Source organism: Undibacterium sp. FT79W (assembly GCF_014284215.1).
GTDB lineage: Bacteria > Pseudomonadota > Gammaproteobacteria > Burkholderiales > Burkholderiaceae_D > Undibacterium > Undibacterium aquatile.
The window spans coordinates 81,298-100,394 of sequence record NZ_JACOGB010000004.1; the positions used below are offsets into that span (position 1 = coordinate 81,298).

A 19,097-nucleotide genomic window follows, 5' to 3' on the forward strand; every position below is an offset into this window, starting at 1 on the left:
TCCGTTCAGTTTTGTTTCGCGCGTTTGTCGGTGGGAATGCCGAAACGCTGAAATAGTATCGGTAACAGGATCAGGGTCAGCAGCGTCGCTGACACCAGACCGCCGATCACCACGATCGCCAGCGGTTTCTGGATTTCAGAACCCGGGCCGGTCGCCATCAGCAAGGGAATCAGACCAAAACCCGTGATGCTGGCGGTCATCATGACCGGGCGGAAGCGCCGTAATGCGCCTTCAGAAACCACTTCTTTGAGGGCAATACCGCGCGCCACCAGTTGATTGAAATAGCTGATCATGACCAGACCATTGAGTACCGCAATCCCCATCAGCGCAATAAAGCCGACCGATGCAGGTACCGACAGATATTCGCCAGTGACTGCCAGTGCAATCACGCCACCCAGCAACGCAAACGGAATATTCACGAACACCAGTAAAGCCTGACGTATGCTGTGCAGGGTCGTGAACAGCAGCAGGAAAATCAGTGCCAGTGCGACCGGTACTACCACCGCCAGCCGTGCGGCGGCTCGTTGCTGATTTTCAAATTGTCCGCCCCAGCTCAGACGATAGCCCGCTGGCAGCTTGACCTGCTGCGCCACTTTTGCTTTTGCTTCATCAACGAAGCTGACCAGATCGCGATCACGTACATTGGCTCTGACGACAGTCAGGCGCGAGGAATTTTCGCGTTCGACTTTGACTGGCCCTTCGACTGTGCGCAGACTGGCGACTTGCGACAAAGGAATAGACAGGTTATCGGTCACTGGCAGACGCAATTGCTGGAACAATGACGGTGATATCTGCATCTGATCGCTGCCGCGTATCAGTAAAGGCAGACGTTGCCCCTCCTGTATCACGACGCCGCTGATCTTGCCTTCCACCAGCGTACGCAAGTCATTTTGTATCTGCTCGACGCTGAGGCCTAATCTGCCTGCGGCTTCGCGGTTGATATCGACTTGCAGGTATTGCACGCCCTCGTTCTTGACGCTGAGTACATCCTGACTGCCACTGACGCCAGAGACGACTTTCACGATCTGTTCTGCCAGCCCACCCAGAATTTGAGTGTTCGGGCCGTAAATTTTAATCGCCAGATCACCGCGCACACCTGACAACATCTCGGATGTACGCATTTCGATCGGCTGCGTGAAACTGAAATTCACCCCGGAAAATTCCATCGTCACTTTACGTAACTGATCGATGAGTTCGTCTTTGCTTTTGACCTTCCAGCTGGCGCGTGGTTTCAGGACCAGAAAGGTATCGGTTTCATTGAGCCCCATCGGGTCCAGACCGAGTTCATCGGAACCCGCGCGGGCGACGATACTGGTCACTTCCGGCACTTTTTCCAGAATGCGCTGTTGTACCGCCATGTCGATGCGGGCGGATTCCTGCAGATTGATCGACGGCAGTTTTTCTATCTGCATGATGATGTCGCCTTCGTCCAGAGTCGGCATGAATGACTTACCGATGAACGGAAACAGACAGGCGGTCAGTAGCAGGGCAGCGACGGAGGCAAATGCAACTTTGCGTCCGTTGGCCAGCGCCTTTGTCAGTGTGGCGCGGTACATCGCTTCCAGCTTCAGTACCAGCTTAGGTGTGCCGCTATGGCCGTCTTTCAGCAGGAAAGATGACAGCACAGGAATTACCGTCAGCGACAAAATTAATGACGATGCCAGTGCAAAAATAATCGTCAGTGCGACTGGTATGAATAATTTTCCTTCCAGTCCTTGCAGCGACAACAGCGGTAAAAACACAATCATAATTACCAGCATACCGGCGGTTACTGGTACCGCGACTTCCTTCACTGCGCGATAAATCACATGCAGGCGGCCAAGTTTAGGCTGACCGTGGTCACCACTATGCGCTTCAATATTTTCGACTACGACAACGGCGGCATCGACCAGCATACCAATCGCAATCGCCAGCCCGCCGAGTGACATCAGATTGGCGGTCAACCCGAAACTTTGCATCAGCAGGAAAGTACCGAGCGCCGATAAAGGCAGGATGCAGGCCACGACCAGCGCCGAGCGTACATTACCGAGGAACAGGTACAGCAACACCACGACCAGGATGGTTGCTTCCGCGAGTGCTTTGGTGACGGTGGAAACAGCGCGTTCGACCAGATTGCCGCGGTCATAAAAAGGCTTGATGCTTGTGCCTGTCGGCAGCGTCTGATTGATCGTGATCAGGCGTTCGCGAATGTTATCGACAACTTGCTGCGCATTCGCACCACGCATTGCCAGTACCAGTGCCTCGACCGCTTCGCCTTTTCCGTCTTTCGTGACGGTACCGTAGCGGGTCAGCTGACCGATTCTGACTTTCGCCACGTCGCCGACTTTGATCGATATGCCATCTTTTTGTGCGATGGCAATCGCCCGCACATCGTCGAGTGTGCGGATGTTGCCATCACTGCGCACCAGCAAGGATTCTTCACCCGAAGACAAGCGACCCGCGCCGTCGTTACGATTATTCGCCTCCAATGCCGCTTGCAGCTGGGCGAGCGAGATGCCACGCGCAATCAGTGCATCGGTATCAGGCACGATCTCAAAACTTTTCACCATGCCGCCGAGTGAATTGACATCCGCGACACCGGCGATATTGCGCAATTGCGGACGTATCGTCCATTCCAGCAAACTGCGTTTTTCCATTAATGACAACGGGCCTTCAATGGTGAACATGAAAATTTCACCGAGTGGCGTGGTGATCGGTGCCAGACCGCCGCTGACAGATGCGGGCAGATCTTTCATCACGTTGCTGAGGCGTTCGCTGACTTGCTGGCGGGCCCAGAACACATCGGTACCATCCTGAAAATCGAGTGTGATATCGGCGATCGCGTATTTGGATTGCGAGCGCAGTATCGCCTGTTTAGGAATGCCTAACAGTTCCTGCTCAATCGGCGCAACGATACGTGCTTCGATTTCTTCCGGGGTCATGCCCGGCGCTTTCATGATCAGCTTGACCTGCGTCGTCGACACATCCGGAAAGGCGTCGATAGGCAAGCCCTTAAATGCCTGATAACCGGCCGCGATCATCAGTATGCTGGCAACGATGATCAGCAGACGCTGAGCGAGTGAAAATGCAATCAGTCGGGATAACATTATTGCGCTCCGCCTTCTTCAGCGCCAAGTCCGGCTCGTGCGCCTTTCAGCTGAATAATGCCCTGCGTGGCAATCTGGCTGCCGACTTGCAATTTCGGATTACTGCTGACCCAGGCATGTTGCCCGACAGTGCTTAACAGCTTGACTTTGACTGCTTCAAATCCCTGCGCATTTTTGACGAAGACATAGTGTTCGTTTTTACTCTGGATCAGGGCTTTCGTAGGGACACCTATGCTATTGGGCGGTATCACGCCGCTCTGGTGACGCGCATCAACGAATTGATTGAGTTTCAGACATGGATTGCCATCGATGACTTGTGTGCGTATCAGTGTGGTCTGGTTACCGCTCTGAATCTGGGACGAGATGGCGGTGACTTTGGCACTGGCGCAGTTATTCACCTGCATCAGATCGCCGATACGGATGCTGGATGCCTGCTGTGCCGATGCCTGCAATTCGACCCAGAACGCGCCGTCTTTGCTGATGCTTGCGATCGGTGTTCCCGCCTCTATACGTTGCCCGGGTTTGACATTGATTTCAGTCAGTATGCCGTTACTGTTGGCGCTGATTCTGAGCACCGACGTCAGATTCTGATTACTGAGTAACTGACGAATCTGGGTCTCGCCCATGCCGGCACTGCGCAGCGCCTGATAGCGTTCTCTGGCAGCGACATCGGCCTGTATCGCCGCGGCACGACTGTCTTGCAGACGGCTTTGGGCAATAATGCCTTCATTAAATAAGCCTTCATCCCGTTCGCGTTTTTCTTTCGCTAGTCTGGATTGGGTGGCGAGTTGTACGTATTCGCGTTGCATCTCCATCAATTGCTGGCTGAAGATAGACACAATCGGATTACCGCTGCGTATCGGCTGCATAGACTGGTGCTGCACTTCCTGCACAACGCCGCTGACCATGCTGCTGATCATGCTGACTGCATTGGGTGGTGCCACGACAGTACCGGATAAATGCTGACCTTCGGTAGCACTTGCTTTGCCGTCACTTTTGGCGGTATCTGCTGCAATCGCTGCTTCGGTTTTGATTCCTGCGCGCAGTATCTGCTCGTTTGTCAGTTTGATCTGGTTATTGGTTTCTGCGACTGCCGCACCACAGCTCAATAACGCTGACAATGTACAGAAAATCAGTTGTTTGGGGACGCCGCTACGGTGTTGCAGTTGTCGTTTTTTCGTGATCATCATGATGTACCCTTGGCTTGAATAGACGTATTCTGGAATGAATATCTTAAGAACTCCTTAACAACTCGCCGTTACAATGCATTCGACAGTTACAGGAGGCCACAGGAGGTATGCAATGCGCATATTATTAGTTGAAGATGATCCCCAATTAGGTCGGGCGACACAAATCGGGCTGGATCAGTCCGGTTATGCCGTTGACTGGGTGCAGACAGCGGATAGCGCCTTATCTGCGGTAAAAACACATGACTATGCTTGTATTCTGCTCGATCTCGGCTTGCCTCAGGTGGACGGCATGGTGGTGCTGACGCGGCTGCGGGCATCAGGATTTGCCGGAGCGATACTGATCGTCACGGCACGCGAACAGATTGCAGATCGTGTCGCAGGCCTTGATGCTGGCGCTGATGACTTTATTATAAAACCTTTCGATCTTGATGAACTCGCGGCACGTATCCGTTCTGCATCACGCCGTAGCGGCGGGCGTACGCGCGAAGTGATTCATCATGGTGACATTGTGATGGATATTGCCGCCCGTTCGGTCACGGTGAAGACGGTTCCTGTCGTTCTCACCGCCAAGGAGTTCCGGGTGCTGCTGATGTTATTTGAACATCTGGGTCGGGTGCTCACCCGCGAACAACTCGAAGAAACGCTGTATAGCTGGGGCGAAGAAATCGAAAGTAATGCAATTCAGGTACACATTCATCATCTGCGCAAAAAACTTGGCAAACACCTGATTCGCACGATACATGCCGTGGGCTACGTCATTGATAAGCCCGGTGCAACTGCGCCAGAGGAGGCGCAATGAATATGAGCATGCCCGCACGCTGGTCGCTGCGCCGCACTTTATTGGCGCTGGTACTGACGCTGACGGTCAGCATCTGGTGCTTCAGCGCCGTGGTTGTGTATCTGGATGCCGATACCGAAAGCCGCGAATTGTTTGACCAGTCTTTATCCGAAACCGGACATTTGCTGCTGGCGCTGGCCGATCATGAACTCGAAGAACATGTGGAAATGGCGGCGCCGACTCTGACCGAAATACATGACGGCAAACACAGCAAATATCTGTTGTTTCAGATCTGGGATGGGCAGCATCGCCTGATCTATCGCAGCGCTGGTGCGCCGGAAACGGCGTTCACGTCCTTATCTCTGGAAAGCGATAATCAGTTTGGCTGGATACGTATGGAAGGGCAGGAATGGCGCACATACAGCAGCTGGAACGCGCGTCAGAATATGCAGATACAAGTCGCCGAACCGAGTAGTCACCGCAAGGAAATCAGCAGCCGTTTTGCGTATAAATTAATGTTGTTCGCCTTGTTGGTGGTGCCATTACTTGTCGTCGGCTTGTGGTGGAGTGTGAACCGCGTCTTCCGTAGTCTGCAAACGGTGGCGAACGAGGTTTCTCAGCGTATGCCGGGAGATTTGCATCAGTTGAACCTGCGTGGTGCACCGACAGAAATCCATCCTTTGCTGCATGCGATTAACCGATTGTTTGAACGTGTCAGCCAGACGCTGGAACGGGAGCAACGATTTACTGCCGATGCCGCGCATGAGTTGCGCACGCCGCTGGCGGCCATTAAAACCAATCTGCAAGTCATACAGCGCGCACGTAACGATGATGAGCGGGCAGAGGCCGCAGCGGGCTTAGGCACCAGCGTTGATCGTGCGACCCGGCTGGTCGGGCAATTGATGACGCTGGCAAAGCTGGAGCCACCCTACGACAAAAACCTGGTATTGCAAGAAACCGATCTGGCGAATTTACTGCAACCGCAAATGGCAGGTTGGCAGACGCAGGCAGAAAAAGCGCAAATCAGCTTCAGCGCAGAGCTGCAGTCTGGGATTGCCTTGATACATGCGGAAAGCATACTGATTTTATTCCGCAATCTGATGGACAATGCGCTGCGCTACACGCCAGTGGGTGGGCGTGTGCAAGTCTCTTGCGGTCAGACCGAAAATGGCGTGTATCTGCGTATTGCCGATAACGGCGCCGGTATCCCAGAGGAGATGCGTGAACGTGTATTTCAGCGTTTCGTGCGCTTGTCCGATGCGACGATTCCGGGCAGCGGTCTGGGATTATCGATCGTCAAAAGCATCGCCGACAATCATCATGCGACGCTGACGCTGGCTGAGGGGCTGGATGAACGTGGCTTAGGTGTGACGCTGGTCTTTCCTTTGTACGCTGCTGCGGTTCAGCCCGCCATACAGTCAACAATACCGCCAACACCGTCAGCGCAGTAATAGTGCAGTAATAGTTTTTCCGGCTGCGTTGTGGCGGGCGTATCCAGCGTAAAATGTCGCCGCTATCTACTTTTTATGCCTCGCGCGGTGTCTGCGTTTCCAGCATCGCGCATGTCCTGTTCAGCTATTCATGTCAATCCGATCCGCTCCTCATTCCACCACTTCAGCCACACCTGCGAGTAAACCTCATGTAATCGTAATCGGTGGCGGCCCTGCAGGTCTGATGGCGGCAGAAACGCTGTCGCAGCAAGGTGTGCAAGTGGATCTGTACGACGCAATGCCTTCGGTGGGACGCAAATTTTTGCTGGCAGGTAAGGGCGGCATGAACCTGACCCATTCAGAAGAATTTTCTGCGTTCATCCAGCGTTACGGTAGCCGTGCCGCCGATTTGCAGCCGCTCTTGGAAGCGTTTGACGCACAGGCATTGCGCGCCTGGGCGCAGGGGCTGGGCGTAGAGACTTTTGTCGGTAGTTCTGGCCGGGTGTTTCCGGTGGATATGAAAGCCGCACCTTTGCTGCGCGCATGGTTGCATCGTTTACGTGAACAAGGCGTGCGCTTTCACATGCGGCATCGCTGGACAGGCTGGGGCGAAGCACCGCAGACGTTGCGTTTTCAGACGCCTGAGGGTGTTTTGAATGTCAGCGCCGATGCAGTGATACTGGCGCTGGGCGGTGCCAGCTGGGCGCGGCTGGGGTCTGATGGCGCCTGGGTGCCATTATTGCAGCAACGTGGCGTTGATATCGCAACTTTGCAGCCTGCCAATTGCGGCTTTGATGTGCCGTGGACAGATTTTCTGAAAAACAAATTTGCCGGTCAGCCTTTGCTGACGGTGGCCGCCCGTGCTCAGGATGCCGATGTGCGCTCCAGTATGCGCAAAGGGCAATTCGTGATTACGGCCGGCGGTGTTGAAGGCAGCCTGATTTACGCCTTGTCTGCAGCCTTGCGCGAGCAGATCAATCGTCGCGGACATGCGGTGCTGGAACTCGATCTGCTGCCCGATAAAAGTGCTGATCGTGTGCTGAGTGAAGTCAGCGCAGGGCGCGGTTCACGCTCTTTATCGAGTCATTTGCAGAGCAAGCTCGGGCTCGATGCATTGAAAATCGCCTTACTGCATGAAGTGTTGAGCAAAGAGCAAATGCAACAGGCAGATGTTCTGGCGGCTACGATTAAACAGCTGCCACTGCGGCTTATTTCACCACGTCCGATTGATGAAGCGATCAGCACTGCCGGTGGCGTCCGTTTTGAAGTGCTCGATGCCAGCGCCATGTTGCGTGCTTGTCCTGGGGTCTTCTGTGCCGGTGAAATGCTGGATTGGGAAGCACCTACCGGTGGTTATCTGCTGACCGCCTGCTTTGCCAGCGGCCGCCATGCGGCGCAGGCGGCGATGCAGTATCTCGACGCCCGCTAATACCCTCGCGCATGGCAAGGTTGTCGCCAGTATTTTTCTGATTCATTGTTACAATTCATAAAGTTTCCATATAGTAATTGTTATTGCATCAGTTGCATTGTTTCTTTATGAATGAATCCAGAAATACTCCGCGCCTTCCTGTGTCGTGGCGGGCTGCAATACAAGTTGTTCCCGGTCATATCGTTCCTGCCAAAGTCGTTAATTTTTCTGCGACCGGCATACAACTGCAAACCAGCGTGATGCTGAAAGAAAAACAGTCTTATCAGATGATGATGGAGATCCCCAGTGTCAAGGACGCATCGGCACGTACGCAGGTTGTTGTTAAAGCCAGTTGTGTATATACGATACTCAGCGGCGATGCCTATCGCGCGGGTCTGAAGTGCACCGATTATCCGCCTGAACACCGTCCTTTACTCGAGAGCTGGGGCGGCTGATCGTCAGCTTCCTCGCCAGGTCCTTGCTACGTTTCGCCAGCGGATGTCCGGCAGCAGAGATGCGGCTGTGTTATAAACACTGCGTGCCAATAACAGAATTTTGTCTAAGCAGATGACTATGAGTACAGAGAATTTTCTTCCGGATACCGCGCAGCGGGTCGCCAGTTTGTTACGCGAATTAGGCCACGATCAGCCGGTCGTGATGCTGCCTGAAAGTGGCAGAACGTCCGCCGAAGCGGCCGCCGGATTAGGCTGCAGCGTTGCCGAGATTGCCAAATCCATCGTTTTTCGTCGGGTTGCCGATGATGCGGCGGTGATGGTGGTCGCCAGCGGCAGCAATCGGGTTGACGAGAAAAAAGTGGCGGCAATCGTCGGGCCGCTAGCGAAAGCCGATGCCCGTTTTGTCCGCGAAAAGATTGGTTATGCGATCGGTGGCGTGTGCCCCGTCGGTCATCTGCAAAAAAGTGTGATGCTGATCGATCAGGATTTATTGCAATACCCTAAAGTCTGGGCGGCGGCCGGTCATCCGCACGCTGTATTCAGCCTGACCCCACAACAACTGGTCGCCATGACCGCTGCGCCAGTTGCCGATATTGCCTTGCAAACATGAGTATTTTGTACGACTACGATCCAGATTCCGCCAGCCCTGAGCAGGCAGTTCCCTCACCCTGCGTCGGCGTTTGCCGCATGGATGAAAAAAAAGCCTGGTGTGCCGGTTGTTTTCGCACCATAGACGAACTGACAGGCTGGAGCACGGCCAGTAACCCAGTCAAATTGCAGATCTGGCGTCAGGTGAAAGAACGGATGTTTTAAGCCAGCCAGCGGGAAAAATCCTATGCCAGACACGCTTATTCAACTTCCTGCCAGCATGCGTGTGTTTGAGCGCGGCTGGTTGTCGTCGAACAATATCCTGTTTATGGATGACGATACAGCGGCGCTGGTGGACAGCGGTTATGTGACCCATGCGCCGCAAACGCTGGCGCTGTTACAACATGCCTTGCAAGGTCGTGCGCTTGATTTGCTGGTCAATACCCATTTACATTCAGATCATTGCGGCGGCAATGCCTTGCTGCAGCAGACTTACGACTGCCGCACTCTGATTCCCGTCGCTGACATGCCAGCAGTGGCAGCGTGGGATGAGGAGGCGCTCACCTACGCCGCGACCGGCCAGCAGTGTGCTCCTTTTCGTTTTGATGGCAGTATCGCGGATGGCGATCAGCTGAGGCTGGGCGGACTCGACTGGCAGGTGCTGGCGGCACCCGGACATGATCCGCATTCGATGATTCTGTATTGCCCGCAAGAAGGCATACTGATTTCAGCCGATGCCTTGTGGGAAAACGGCTTTGGTGTGATTTTTCCTGAGTTGGAAGGTGAATCCGGCTTTGCCGAACAAGCGGCCATTTTGCAGACCATCAGCGAACTCGACGTGCAGCTGGTGATACCGGGTCATGGTGCGCCATTCTCCGATGTGCAGGGAGCTTTGCAACGCGCCCGTCAGCGGCTGGATTATCTGAGCGCCGACCCGCAGCGTAATGCCCGCAATGCGCTGAAAGTCTTGCTCGCGTTTATTCTGCTCGATACGCAAAAGCTGCATCTGGATCAGGCGCTGCTGCAATTCAACAGCAGCCGTCTGATGCGTTCTGCCGCCCGTCAGCTAGCCATGCCAGCGCAGGAATTGCTGCAACAGATCGCCGCCGAGTTGGTACGCGCTGGCGTCGCCCGCCTGGAAGACGGGCTGTTGCTGAATAATCGCTAGGGTCTGACTGCGGGCTTATTTCAACTTATTTCAACTCTTATTTCAACTCTTATTTCAACTCTTATTTCAACTGATAGTCAGCCTCAGTAAACGGATGCAGCGGTGCCAGATCACCGAATTGCGTCGCGCGCCCCTGTTGTTTTGCCATAAATGCTTCCATCAGATTTGCACTTTGCCAGATACCCGATTGCAGCCAGCCCATTTGTTGCAAGGCATCGTGGGTAGAATGATCGCGGGCATAATGTATTGCCTGCTTGCTGCCCCAGATCGCTACTGGCGGTTTTTCAGCAATTTCTTTGGCCATTTGCAGCGCACCTTCCAGCATCGCTTCCTGCGTATCAAACACCTCGTTTACGAGTCCCACCGCTTGCGCACGCTGGGCTGGTAAACGGCGTCCGGTGTACGCCATTTCATGCACGATGCCTTCCGGGATCAGTTTCGGCAGGCGTTGCAGTGTACCCAGATCGGCCGTCATGCCGATATTGATTTCCTGTATGCAGAAAAACGCCTCTTTGCTGGCGAGGCGGATATCGCTGGCGCAGATCAGGTCGACACCACCACCGATGCAGCCGCCCTGAATTGCGCTAATCACCGGCATACGCAATTGCTCGATCAGATTGAACGATTGATGCATATCCTGCAGCACCAGCGCAATATTGGCGCGGCCGATTGCATTGTTATCGTCCAGCGTGATGCCGTTGCCGGAAAATACGTCCAGCGCCATGCCTGCGGTGAAATGCTTACCCGTGGATGAAATGATCAGCACTCGCGCCGATGCTTCACGCTGTAATTTTTGCAGTATCTCGACCAGCTCGCGGAAAAAAACCGGTTGCATGGTGTTGAGGCTGTCGGGACGATTAAAGCGCAGATGGGCGATTTTCTGATCGATGCTGAAGTCAAAACATTGGTAAGTCATCGTGTTTCCTTGTTTAGCCAGGTGGATGTTGAAGTGAGATCAAAACGGCGCGTACAGCAGATTGGAACAGCTCATCAGCATGTTCCTGTTTCAGATAAAAACCTTTCAATTCCAGGCTGATGACACCATGCATGGCAGCCCATAACAGACGCGCGGCGCCACTCGGGCTGGAGGCGGGCAGACTGCCGGTTTGCATGCAGTGTTCAAATTCGGCTATCAGCGGCGTGAACGATTCCCATGCGGCCTGGCGCGATTCCGGCGGTGGCACAAAGCCAGCAATCGCATCGCCAAACATCACCATGTAATAACTCGGATAACGGCGCGCAAACGCGTGATAGTTGTTCGCATACAGCCATAAGCGCTGGATGCCGCGGGCTTTTTGCTCGTCAGCTAAAGTGGCTTCGTAGCTCAGAAATTCACTTTTGAAGCGCTCAAATCCTTCCAGATACAGCGCATTCGACAAACCGTCTTTGCCACCGAAAATCGAATACAGCAAGGTCGTCGAGCAATTCACTGCTTCCGCCACTTTACGTACCGTCAGCGCGGCAGCGCCTTCGGTTTGCAGCAAATGGCTGGCGGCATCCAGCATTCCTTCGCGCAGCGAGCTGCGCAGCGCTTCCTGACTCTGGCGGAAATCAACAACTTTCGGTTTCATCGGTATCACTTTATGGTGAATGGGCTTGCTTCTGAGTTGGTTCACGCTGATGCTTGTGAATAACAACGTTTTTTCTGATAACATCATATCAGGCATGTAAAAAATTACCAAAAAAAGCAGCAAAATATCCACTACGATCTGTTCACCGGAGACCACAGTATGACCAGTACCTCTCATCTGCCGAAAGCCTTACAAAATCTGGCTTTACCCGTTATCGCCTCGCCTATGTTTATCGCCAGCGGCCCGAAGCTGGTCGCTGCACAATGTAAAGCGGGTATCGTTGGCTCGTTCCCTGCGTTGAATGCCCGTCCGGCGGAATTGCTCGATACCTGGCTGACCGATCTGCAAAATGAATTAGCCGCCTACAAAGCCGCCAACCCTGACGCGAAAGTTGGCCCGATTGCCGTGAATCAGATCGTGCATCAGTCGAATGACCGGCTCGCGCATGATGTCGAGGTGTGCGTCAAGCATCAGGTTCCCATCATCATCTCGTCGCTGCGCGCGCCACCGCCAGAAATGCTGGATGCGATACACAGCTATGGCGGCATCGTCCTGCATGATGTGATTTCTATCCGTCACGCGCAGAAAGCGCTGGAAGCCGGTGTTGATGGCCTGATTCTGGTCGCCGCTGGCGCTGGTGGTCATGCCGGTGGCTTATCGCCATTTGCTTTGGTCGGTGAAGTCCGCAAATTTTTCAAAGGGCCGATTGCGCTGTCCGGTTCGATTGCGACCGGCGACGCGATTCTGGCGGCACAGGCAATGGGTGCCGATTTTGCGTACATTGGTTCACGCTGGCTGGCGACGCCGGAATCGAATGTGGATGAGGCTTATCGCCAGGCCATCATAGAATCGAGCGCTGCCGATATCGTCTACACCAATCTGTTTACTGGCGTGCATGGCAACTACCTCAGAAAATCGATTATTGCCGCCGGGCTTGATCCCGACAACCTGCCGGTTTCGGACAAATCCAAAATGAATTTCGGTTCCGGTGGCAACAGCGGTGCGAAAGCCTGGCGCGACATCTGGGGTGCCGGGCAAGGCGTCGGTCTGATGGACGATGCGCCGAGTGTCGCCGAAGTCGTACAGCGCTTCAGTGCCGAATACCAGGCAGCAAAAGCGCGTCTGCTGACGCTGTAAGCAGCAACCCTGCCACAGACTGACAGAATGACTGACTGGCAAGCGCAGCATGTCTGTCGTCGGCCAGTCTGTGGAGGATTGTTAAATTGCCTGATGGAATTCAAGCGGAATTCAAGTTTAAACAGTGCAGGCCGTAAACAGACTATCCCGACCTGAATCCGTCTAATTATGCGCCGCTGCTCTGCTCTCCTGATTTCCCTGATGCTTGCGATCTCCGCTCAGGCGAATGACGCATCATCCCCTCCGTCCAAGCCGATTAAACAGGCATCTGCTTCTGCCAAAGAAGAGGCGTCCGCGCCGAAGGAAAAAGAAAAAGAGACGCGCAAATCTTCCAAAGAAAAAGAGTCGAAAGAAAGCAAAGACGCTGCCAAAGACGCCATGGCTGCCGATGAGCTGGCGGTCAAAATTGCAGAACGTCTCGCCCTTTTGCGTAAAGAAAAAGACGATGTGGCACGCGCCTCAACCCGCGCCGCTGCTCGTTCTCCAGCGTATGTAGCGCCAGTCAGAAAAGTAACGCCAGCCAAACCGAAAGAAGGAAGTGAACACGGTTCTTCGGCGATTATTGCGGCAATGGGTGGACATGGTGCCGTGCATTGGAGTTACGATGGCGAAGGCGGCCCGACCAACTGGGGCAAGCTCAACTCGGCAAACGCGAAATGTGATATCGGTGATCGTCAGTCACCGATCGATATCCGTGACGGTATCCGCGTCGATCTCGAACCGATCAACTTTGATTACAAGCCATCCGGTTTCAATGTGATTGATAATGGCCATACGATACAGGTCAATGTTGCGGCGGGTAATTACATCAGCATCATGGGCCGTAATTATGAACTGCTGCAGTTCCATTTCCACAAACCATCCGAAGAGCGCGTCAATGGCCGGAGTTTTGATATGGTCGTGCATCTGGTGCACAAAGATGCTGACGGCAAACTGGCGGTGGTCGCCGTATTGTTAGAACGCGGCAAAGCGCAGAATATCGTGCAGCAGATCTGGAACAATTTGCCGCTGGAAAAAAATCTGGCTCTGGCCGCACCGACAGCGATTGATATCAATCAGCTCTTACCAGAGAAACGCGATTACTACACTTATATGGGCTCGCTCACCACGCCACCCTGCAGCGAAGAAGTGTTGTGGATGGTGATGAAAGAAACCGTGGAAATTTCCTCTGAACAGATCGCGATTTTCGGTCGCCTGTATCCGATGAATGCCCGCCCTCTGCAAAAAACGGCAGGCCGCCTGATTAAAGAATCTCGCTGAGAATTCAGCATACTCCCCCCTTATTTTATACAAATACCCCTAATCTCCTTGAGAATAAAGGGCTTCAAAATATACTGGGGGGAGTATATTTTACGTCCCACCACGCGTCCACGGCTCCTGGCTATGCGTACCTGCCAGATACCATTTCTGATTCCTCTGTGCAGATTCAGCCCGCAGCACTTATTTTTTATGCGGACATGGCTTGACTGACGTTGTCGCTGACAACCAACTTAGTGCTTCCGGTGATGCGCGCATCCCATTGGACTACATGACGATCGTACCGAATCGGGGTACCATGTTCTACATAAAATCAGATGAGCCTGATGTCAGGCCACAAATCTCGGGTCTGAAGCGGCGCTGTTTTCTCCAGAAAAAATAGGTTCGATATGAATTTGCATCCTCTCGCTCAGAGCAATACTCCGTCGCCTGCTTGCCAGAAATGTAAAGAAGGTCAGCAGCTGGATTTTGATATTGCGTTTGCTTACCAGCCCATCGTTGATCTGCGCAGTCGTACTATCTACGCGCATGAAGCGTTGGTGCGCGGGCCGAATGGCGAATCGGCTTTTTCTGTGTTGTCTAAAGTGACGGATGAAAATCGCTATTCATTTGATCAGGCGTGCCGGGTAGAAGCGATCCGCGGCGCAGCAGAACTCGGTTTGCAGGAATATTTGTCGATCAATTTTCTGCCAAACGCGGTCTATCAGCCAGCCGCTTGCATACGCAGCACGTTTGAAGCGGCGCAGCGCTATCAGTTTCCTATCGAGCGTATTATTTTTGAAGTGACCGAAGGTGAGCGGGTCGATGACCGGCCACATCTGGTCAACATTTTCCGCGAATACAGTCGCTTCGGTTTCCGTACCGCGATCGATGATTTCGGTGCTGGTTATGCAGGTTTGAATCTGCTGTCAGAATATCAGCCGGACATTGTCAAAATCGATATGGATCTGATCCGCAATATCGACACCAGCAAGCCTAAACAAGTGATCGTGCACGGCATTGTGGCGATCTGTGCCGGCTTGAATGTGCGCGTACTGGCCGAAGGCATAGAAACCAAAGCGGAGCGCGACTTTCTGCGCGCTGCTGGTATCGAGCTAATGCAAGGATATTTATTCTGCAAACCGGCATTTCGCGCAATCGGCGTGATCGATCCTGACGCCTGGGATTAAGCTGGCGGTTACTGCTGATCTGGTTCCTGAACTGAGTGCCAGGAAATGCTTAAAAAACACGGAAAAATGGCGCATGACTGAACTGGTTCATGCGCCATTTTTATCTCAGATATGCTGCGTCACACGGGATGATATTGCGGTCGCGACAGATTATTTATAAACACCGCAAGCGAAAACCAGATCGCCTGCTTTTTCATAATAAGTGGATTTCTGCTCGATGGCCTTGGTGGTTGGATTTGGCCACTTGTAATCCACCCAGCCTTTTCCTTTGGTTGCGACGCCGGCCAATACTTCTTCAACAAATGCCTTGTTATCGACATCGCGCAGACTGCGTAAATCTTTGCCGACCAGACGTGCATTCGCACCGTGTGCCAGTGCTTTGCCATTCAGTTCAGTGACCCAGATATACAAATCACGATCGACGAAACTGCCTTTAGGATTATTGAATTCGGCCAGCGCTTTTTCCTGACCATTCGCCTTCAGATAGGCTATCGCTTTTTTAACCAAGGCTTCCGCTTCCTGCTGCGTCCCATGTTCCGCCGCCATTACCGGCTGGCTGATGAACAAAGAGAAAAAAGCAAAAGTAAAAAATTTCAATATTGCACGCATAAACTTGTCTCCGGTTTAGATATTTAAGATTTATTTTTTTAAAAATACTGAGCACGTTGCCAGACTTCAGCAGCTCAGATGCCTGTTCGTAATCAGCTTGCCACGATTACCCAGAGGGCATGAATGATCTTACTTCAGGTGCTACGGCTGTCGCTCTGTTTTTGCATGTTAACGTCGCGTTTTCGCAAAGAAAAAGTATCTCAGGATTGAAATTTTTTCTGCGTGATGCTTTGGTCATCGTTGGAATCCCATACTCATTCCGCTACTGGCAGCGACAAGCGGAAAAACCTGATCCAGAATCAAATTTAATAGCGACCTGCGTGAGATTTTTTACGTCGTGGAATATTCGCCGAAAGTGATGTGAATAAATAGAAAAACGGCGCATCGCTGAGTTAGCCGATGCGCCGTTTTTTTGGGTAGAAATAAGAGCTGATACAGAGTGCTGTCAGCTCGCTTATTTCTGCGGTCGGATGATTTATGCCAGTTTAAATGGCAATTCGCGTAGCCTTTTTCCGCTCAGGCGTGCCAGCGCATTCGCAAACGCCGGGGCGAGTGGCGGCAAGCCGGGTTCACCCATACCTTTTGGTGCGTCGGCGCTTGGCACGATATGCACGGCAACTTTTGGCATGTCGGTAATCCGTGGCACAACATAATCACCGAAATTGCTTTGTTCGACCACGCCGTCTTTGAGTGTGATCGCCGCGCCTGGCAGGCACATCGATAAACCCATCAAGGCGCCGCCTTGTACCTGTGCTTCCACGCTCTTAGGGTTGACTGCCAGATTGCAATGCACGCCAGCGGTGGCGGTCAGCAGTTTCGGCACGCCGTTTTTGATGGTGGCAGTGACAACATAGGCCACCACGGATTCAAAAGACTCATGCACGGCAACGCCCCACGCCTGACCTGCGGGCAGTTTCTTTTTGCCATAGCCGGATTTTTCCACCGCCATCTGCAGCGCCGCCTCATGACGCGGATGTTTGCCCGCCATGAGTTTCAGGCGATACGCGACCGGGTCTTGCTTTGTGGTGGCAGCGATTTCGTCGATCAGCGTTTCCATCACAAAGGCGGTGTGCGTTGAACCGACGCTGCGCCACCACAATACCGGCACATTCTGTTTAGGATGATGTACGGTCAGGCGCATTGGCATGGTGTACGGTTCTTTCATGCCTTCGACCGCAGTACCGTCGATACCGTCTTTGATCATCATAGATTCAAATAAGGTACCGGCAACGATCGATTGCCCGACAATCACATGATCCCAGCCGAGGATATTGCCGCTCGCATCAAAGCCCAGATGCGCGGTGTGCAGATGCATAGGACGGTAGTAGCCGCCTTTGACGTCGTCTTCGCGGCTCCATAAAGTGCGTACCGGCGCTGTCAGACCTGCGCTCTGTGCGGCCTTAGCAACCTGACAGGCTTCGCTGACGTAATCGCTGGTGGTGACGCCACGGCGACCGAAGCCACCACCTGCCATCAGTGTGTGTACCAGCACTTTTTCAGGGGCAATACCGAGTATTTTTGCAGCAGCCAAGCCATCGAAACCCGGCATCTGCGTGCCTGTCCATACTTCTGCGCTATCGCCTTTAATCGCGACGGTGCAATTCAGTGGCTCCATCGGCGTATGTGCCAGATACGGGAATACGAACTCGGCTTTGATCTGATGCGGCGCGGTTGCCAGCGCAGAAATATCGTCTTTGTATTTCTGATTGCCGGCTTGTTTCGCCAGCGCTTTGTAGCTCGCTAATTGCGCCACGCTGTCGACTTTTTCAACGGCGCTGGTATCCCATTCTATTTTCAGCGCATCGCGGCCTTGCTTTGCCGGCCAGTAGCCATTCGCAATGATGGCGACAGATTCGCCACCACGGTCGCCAGGAATGCGCAGTACTGCCTGCACGCCTTTGATCGCTTTGGCGGCACTGTCATCGACGGATTTTATTTTTGCGCCGAATACCGGTGGGCGGGCGATCACGGCAGTCAGCATGCCGGGAAGATGCGCGTCGATGCCGTAGTCTTGCGTGCCGGTGGATTTGGCTTTTGCATCCAGACGCCCGATCGGTTTGCCGATCAGTTTGAATTGTTTCGGATCTTTGAGCACCACGGTTTCCGGCACAGTTTGTTGCATCGCTGCTTCTGCGAGTTCGCCGTAACTGAGTTTTTTACCGCCAGGGCCGACGACGAAGCCGTTTTCAGTGACTAAACCAGCGGCATCGACTTTCCATTGTGCTGCCGCGGCATTCACCAGCATGGCTTTGGTGCGGGCACCGAGTTCGCGATATTGGGTGTATGAGTGCTTGATGGAGTTAGAGCCGCCAGTCAGGTGAATACCGTAGGCCGGGTCTGCATAAGCAGGGTTATTGGTGCCGTGTACGCTGCGGACTTTCGACCAGTCGGCATCGAGTTCTTCAGCGAGTATCAATGGCAGGCCGGTTTGCACGCCCTGACCAAAATCGAGACGGTTAATGGTGACGGTGACGATGCCATTTTTGTCTATGCTGACGAAAGCACCAGGTTGTTGCGTCGGCTTTAATGCGCTGGCGGCCTGTGCCGCTGCATCTGTCTTGCTGTCAGCCGCGCTTGCCAGCAAAGGGTAGCAACCCAGTGCAAAGCCAGAAGCACCGGCAATTTTTAGGAAAGTACGACGCGGTAAGTGTTCTGTTTGCGGCAGATTTTTTTCTGTAAGTGCCAGTAGGTGTTTCGGCATGTCCAGATGATGAGATTCAAAATGCATGGTCTTCTCCTGATTAAGCCAGCATGCTGGCAGCATCGTGAATCGCCGCGCGGATGCGTACATAGGTGCCGCAGCGGCAGATATTGCCCGCCATTGCCGCATCGATGTCGGCATCGGCAGGCTTTTTATTGGTTTTAAGCAAAGCCGTGGCGCTCATGATCTGGCCGCTCTGGCAGTAACCGCATTGGGCGACATCGTGTTTGATCCATGCTGCCTGCACCGCTTTGCCGACTTTGTCGTTGCCTATGGCTTCAATCGTCGTGATTTTCTGTCCGGCGACCGCGGAAACTGGCGTTACACACGAGCGTGTCGCCTGACCGTTGACGTGAACAGTACAGGCGCCGCACAGCGCCTGACCGCAACCGAATTTTGTACCGGTCAGACCCAGTGCGTCACGTAATGCCCACAGTACGGGCGTGGATGGATCAACGTCCACCTGATGTTGTTTGCTATTGATATCGAGCGTCGTCATGGAATGGGTCTCCGGCCAGATGAGGGTAGGGAATATTAAAAACGGGCAAAA

The 19,097-nt window shown here is 53.4% G+C and carries 17 protein-coding genes; 10 read left to right on the forward strand and 7 right to left on the reverse strand.

Annotated features, from left to right (window positions below; all coding sequences use genetic code 11):
• Positions 1-5 precede the first annotated feature (5 nt).
• Complete coding sequence (locus H8K38_RS07985) at positions 6-3,086, reverse strand: efflux RND transporter permease subunit (RefSeq protein ID WP_186884292.1); 3,081 nt, start codon at positions 3,084-3,086, stop codon at positions 6-8.
• The gene (locus H8K38_RS07990) at positions 3,086-4,276 is read right to left on the reverse strand and encodes an efflux RND transporter periplasmic adaptor subunit (RefSeq protein WP_186884293.1); all 1,191 of its coding nucleotides are present in this window, start codon (positions 4,274-4,276) and stop codon (positions 3,086-3,088) included. The genes H8K38_RS07985 and H8K38_RS07990 overlap by 1 nt, the downstream gene beginning before the upstream one ends.
• Positions 4,277-4,388: 112 nt before the next feature.
• On the opposite strand from H8K38_RS07990, the gene H8K38_RS07995 reads away from it, so the two are divergent.
• The 7 genes from H8K38_RS07995 to H8K38_RS08025 all read left to right on the forward strand — a co-directional run bounded on the left by H8K38_RS07995 (position 4,389) and on the right by H8K38_RS08025 (position 10,103).
• A complete protein-coding gene (locus H8K38_RS07995) occupies positions 4,389-5,075 on the forward strand; it encodes a response regulator transcription factor (RefSeq protein ID WP_186884294.1) in 687 nt (228 codons plus the stop codon).
• Positions 5,072-6,505 carry an ATP-binding protein gene (locus tag H8K38_RS08000; protein ID WP_186884295.1) on the forward strand — a complete coding sequence of 478 codons (1,434 nt, stop codon included), beginning with the start codon at positions 5,072-5,074 and terminating at the stop codon, positions 6,503-6,505. Before H8K38_RS07995 ends, H8K38_RS08000 begins: the two co-directional genes overlap by 4 nt.
• A gap of 130 nt (positions 6,506-6,635) precedes the next feature.
• The gene (locus H8K38_RS08005; RefSeq protein ID WP_186884296.1) at positions 6,636-7,913 is read left to right on the forward strand and encodes a TIGR03862 family flavoprotein; all 1,278 of its coding nucleotides are present in this window, start codon (positions 6,636-6,638) and stop codon (positions 7,911-7,913) included.
• Positions 7,914-8,020: 107 nt separating this feature from the next.
• Positions 8,021-8,347, forward strand: a complete 327-nt coding sequence (locus tag H8K38_RS08010; protein WP_186884297.1) for a PilZ domain-containing protein — start codon at positions 8,021-8,023, stop codon at positions 8,345-8,347.
• Between the two features lie 118 nt (positions 8,348-8,465).
• On the forward strand, positions 8,466-8,957 hold the full coding sequence (locus H8K38_RS08015) for a YbaK/EbsC family protein (RefSeq protein ID WP_370587074.1): 492 nt from the start codon (positions 8,466-8,468) through the stop codon (positions 8,955-8,957).
• Positions 8,954-9,160, forward strand: coding sequence for a DUF1289 domain-containing protein (locus H8K38_RS08020; RefSeq protein WP_186884299.1), 207 nt, complete (start codon positions 8,954-8,956; stop codon positions 9,158-9,160). Before H8K38_RS08015 ends, H8K38_RS08020 begins: the two co-directional genes overlap by 4 nt.
• Before the next feature lie 22 nt (positions 9,161-9,182).
• Positions 9,183-10,103 (forward strand): MBL fold metallo-hydrolase, encoded by a 921-nt coding sequence (locus H8K38_RS08025; protein ID WP_255422875.1) that lies wholly within the window; start codon positions 9,183-9,185, stop codon positions 10,101-10,103.
• 61 nt (positions 10,104-10,164) lie between these two features.
• On the opposite strand, the gene H8K38_RS08030 is transcribed toward H8K38_RS08025, so the two are convergent.
• Entirely contained in the window at positions 10,165-11,019 is an 855-nt protein-coding gene (locus H8K38_RS08030) for an enoyl-CoA hydratase-related protein (RefSeq protein WP_186884300.1), read from the reverse strand.
• Between the two features lie 13 nt (positions 11,020-11,032).
• On the reverse strand, positions 11,033-11,674 hold the full coding sequence (locus H8K38_RS08035) for a TetR/AcrR family transcriptional regulator (RefSeq protein ID WP_186884301.1): 642 nt from the start codon (positions 11,672-11,674) through the stop codon (positions 11,033-11,035).
• Positions 11,675-11,833: 159 nt separating this feature from the next.
• Here H8K38_RS08035 and H8K38_RS08040 point away from each other — a divergent pair, with 159 nt between their 5' ends.
• The 3 genes from H8K38_RS08040 (at position 11,834) to H8K38_RS08050 (ending at position 15,237) form a co-directional block, all read left to right on the forward strand.
• Positions 11,834-12,811: a nitronate monooxygenase family protein gene (locus H8K38_RS08040; protein WP_186884302.1), complete on the forward strand. Its 978-nt coding sequence runs from the start codon at positions 11,834-11,836 to the stop codon at positions 12,809-12,811.
• Positions 12,812-13,012: 201 nt separating this feature from the next.
• The gene (locus H8K38_RS08045; RefSeq protein ID WP_255422876.1) at positions 13,013-14,071 is read left to right on the forward strand and encodes a carbonic anhydrase; all 1,059 of its coding nucleotides are present in this window, start codon (positions 13,013-13,015) and stop codon (positions 14,069-14,071) included.
• Between the two features lie 386 nt (positions 14,072-14,457).
• Positions 14,458-15,237 (forward strand): EAL domain-containing protein, encoded by a 780-nt coding sequence (locus tag H8K38_RS08050; protein ID WP_186884304.1) that lies wholly within the window; start codon positions 14,458-14,460, stop codon positions 15,235-15,237.
• Between the two features lie 150 nt (positions 15,238-15,387).
• Here the strand turns inward: H8K38_RS08050 and H8K38_RS08055 are convergent, their stop codons facing one another.
• From H8K38_RS08055 to H8K38_RS08065, 3 genes are all read right to left on the reverse strand, one after another.
• Entirely contained in the window at positions 15,388-15,846 is a 459-nt protein-coding gene (locus tag H8K38_RS08055) for a cache domain-containing protein (RefSeq protein WP_186884305.1), read from the reverse strand.
• A 475-nt stretch (positions 15,847-16,321) separates the two neighbouring features.
• A complete protein-coding gene (locus tag H8K38_RS08060) occupies positions 16,322-18,574 on the reverse strand; it encodes a xanthine dehydrogenase family protein molybdopterin-binding subunit (protein ID WP_186884306.1) in 2,253 nt (750 codons plus the stop codon).
• A gap of 13 nt (positions 18,575-18,587) precedes the next feature.
• Positions 18,588-19,046 carry a (2Fe-2S)-binding protein gene (locus tag H8K38_RS08065; protein WP_186884307.1) on the reverse strand — a complete coding sequence of 153 codons (459 nt, stop codon included), beginning with the start codon at positions 19,044-19,046 and terminating at the stop codon, positions 18,588-18,590.
• Positions 19,047-19,097: the final 51 nt, after the last annotated feature.